This is a genomic window from Pontibacter sp. HJ8, from assembly GCF_054824225.1.
This window is the reverse complement of record NZ_JSYF01000522.1, coordinates 1-2,976: the sequence shown is the minus strand read 5'-3', so window position 1 is coordinate 2,976 and position 2,976 is coordinate 1. Positions and strand designations below refer to the sequence as shown.

3 protein-coding genes are annotated in these 2,976 nt (G+C 48.8%); 2 read left to right on the top strand and 1 reads right to left on the bottom strand.

Annotated features, from left to right (window positions below):
* Positions 1 to 608: hypothetical protein (locus OB13_RS18810; protein ID WP_461491725.1), on the top strand; the 608-nt coding region annotated here is incomplete at its 5' end.
* An 88-nt stretch (positions 609 to 696) separates the two neighbouring features.
* On the opposite strand, the gene ruvB is transcribed toward OB13_RS18810, so the two are convergent.
* Positions 697 to 1,740 (bottom strand): Holliday junction branch migration DNA helicase RuvB, encoded by a 1,044-nt coding sequence (gene ruvB, locus OB13_RS18805; RefSeq protein ID WP_461491724.1) that lies wholly within the window; start codon positions 1,738 to 1,740, stop codon positions 697 to 699.
* Between the two features lie 205 nt (positions 1,741 to 1,945).
* Here ruvB and OB13_RS18800 point away from each other — a divergent pair, with 205 nt between their 5' ends.
* Positions 1,946 to 2,434 (top strand): phospholipase D-like domain-containing protein, encoded by a 489-nt coding sequence (locus OB13_RS18800; protein WP_461491723.1) that lies wholly within the window; start codon positions 1,946 to 1,948, stop codon positions 2,432 to 2,434.
* Positions 2,435 to 2,976 lie beyond the last annotated feature (542 nt).

The following is a 2,976-nucleotide window of genomic DNA, read 5'->3' as shown; positions in this document are numbered from 1 at the left end:
AACAGCAACTTAATGAGAGCAACAGAAACCAAACTACAATCAATGGAGATACCGTAGTGGCTGCCCTTGATAGAAACCTAAAAATCACCAGGCATAAATCTAATTTCTATAAAACTTTAGAAAGTTATCCTAAAATAAAAAAGCTAGAAATCAGTAGGCTTAATAGTAGAGATCAGCAAATAGGAAAACCCCTAGCAATCTCAAGAGAGGATTTTGGACAATATATACTAGAATCAGATAAGTTACCTTCAATTATAGATGAGGAAGCAGATATTGAAATCGTTTCTCCTGTCCTAAAGAGAGGTACATTTAAGTGGAAGGGCATATATAAGGGGGAAACAATCGATTTCTACATGAATCATGAGGAGTTTAAGGAAGATGTGTTTCGAAAGGGTATATCTTTTAAAAACGGGAGCAGAATTGCGTGCATTCTAGAGACACGTCGAAAGCTCTCGGAGTTTGGAGAAGTACAAGTAACATCCTTTGCTGTAACAGAGGTACACAGAGCTTATGACGGAGTAACTACAATTGAAACGAGCAAGGGAAGAGAGAACAGAAATAAGAAAGAAACGGAAAAACGTCAGCTTGCCTTGTTCGATGCACATTAACAAACTTTGTTCATTACACCTTACTTCTCCCCAAAACAAAAAAGCAGGCCTTCAGCCTGCTCTTTTCCACTTATATCACAAACAGTTTTTACTCAGATTGATTAAAGAGGCCACCGGCTACTACCTGTTGCGGCGGAATTTTGCCCAGGTGTTTGTATGCAGCTTCTGTTGCCTCACGACCACGGGCCGTACGCTTGATGTAACCTTCCTGGATCAGGAAAGGTTCGTACACTTCCTCAATTGTTTCGGCTTCCTCGCCACAAGCGGTTGCGATGGTAGATATACCTACCGGACCACCTTTGTACTTGTCGATGATGCAGGAAAGGATACGCTTATCCATGTCGTCGAGGCCGTTGTGGTCTACATCCAGGGCAGCCAGGGCGAAGCGTGCTATTTCCACATCGATGGTGCCGTTGCTTTTTACCTGTGCAAAGTCACGGGTACGGCGCAGCAGGTTGTTGGCGATACGCGGTGTACCCCGGCTGCGGCGGGCAATCTCAAAGGCGGCATCTTCGTGTATAGGCGCACCCAGCAAGGCGGACGAACGCTTCACAATCGTAGTCAGCAACTCGGCGTCATAATATTCGAGGCGGCTGTTGATGCTGAAGCGCGCGCGTAAGGGGGCTGTGAGCAAGCCGGAACGCGTGGTGGCACCGATCAGCGTGAACGGATTCAGGCTAAGTTGTACGGAGCGGGCATTGGGGCCTGAATCGAGCATGATGTCGATCTTGTAATCTTCCATCGCCGAGTACAGGTACTCTTCCACGATCGGGTTGAGGCGGTGTATCTCGTCAATGAACAGCACATCGTTCGGGTCCAGGTTGGTGAGCAAACCAGCCAGGTCGCTCGGCTTGTCCAGCACCGGCCCGGACGTCATCTTGATGCCCGCATCCAGCTCGGACGCAATGATGTGCGACAGCGTGGTTTTACCCAAACCCGGAGGTCCGTGTAGCAGGACGTGGTCCAGGGCTTCGCCGCGGCGCTTGGCCGCCTGTACAAATATCTTGAGGTTCTCCACCACTTTTGCCTGACCCGTAAAGTCATGGAAGCTAAGCGGGCGAAGTGCCTTGTCTATGTCTTTTTCAGCTGGCGACATGTAGTCATTTTCGCCAGTGAGGTAATCTTCTCTCATAAGAATGCTATCTGATTAGAGCTTTTGCTATACCTAAAGGTAACAGTTTCGGCTTTGCTTTTGCTCCATTTCTGACTACGAATTTACTAAATTTTGCTAATTATATTATAGTAGTTTGCCATAAATCTAATAAGGTTAGCAAAAATAAAATTAATAGAGCAAGTATGCCAGCACTGTAGTACTTTACAGAAGCTAAAAACACTCTATGTATCCGCACAAACATAAAATTACCAGCCACGCCTTCTTCAGCCCGGGCGACGACTGCCTCAACGCCATCATAGACAGCATAGACGAGGCAGGGAAAAGTATCAATATCTGCGTATTTACGATCAGCGACAACCGTATTTCGGATGCCATCGTCCGTGCGCATCGCCGTGGTATCCGCATCCGGATCATCACCGATAACCAGAAGCTACACGATATGGGTTCAGACATAAAAGAACTCGCTGCTATGGGCCTGGAGGTACGAACAGACAATACGTCGAACCACATGCATCATAAGTTCTCCATCTTTGATGAAGTGCGTGTGCTGACCGGCAGCTACAACTGGACCCGCAGCGCCGCACTCTACAACCACGAAAACATCCTCATCACCGATAACCTCAGTATTGTGCAAGATTTCAGCCGGGAATTTGACCGCCTCTGGCCGGATATGACGCCGTTTATCACAGGACCAGAGAGCAGTTTTAGATAAAATCAGCATGAGGAGTAGGGACAGGTCGTGGCCTGTTTAATCGTGCAGCAGGTATAGGTATAGCTGGCAAAGACCTCGCAGTGCGCGCAGCTCCTGCGAGTGTCTGGTTGAATTTTCCCTGCAGCTCCGGGTCCAACCACCCCTACCCCTCCTTAGCTTTATCGAGGGCTCCTACCCCCAGGCGGGGAGCTTGGCTACTACTGCTGGAAAGGGTATAAGCGCTGTAGCGATTGAGAAAGTATACCTGTGGCATGTAAACCCACCCCTGGCCCCTCCGAGGAGGGGAATCGGGAACGCTTGTCATCCCCCTACCCCCTTCGAAGGGGGAATTCTCTCAACGCCGTCTACTTAAGCAACCGCTCTTTGGGATTTCTTAATCCCGAAGCCAAGCTGGAGGGGATATCCTTATCCCCGTGGGCAGGTATATGTGGGTTAGGAAATCCGCAACAGGCTGGAGGTATAGGTAATAGCCCCAGACACTCGCAGGAGATGCGCACGCTGCGAGGTCTTTGCCCGCTATACCTATACCTATACCTATACCT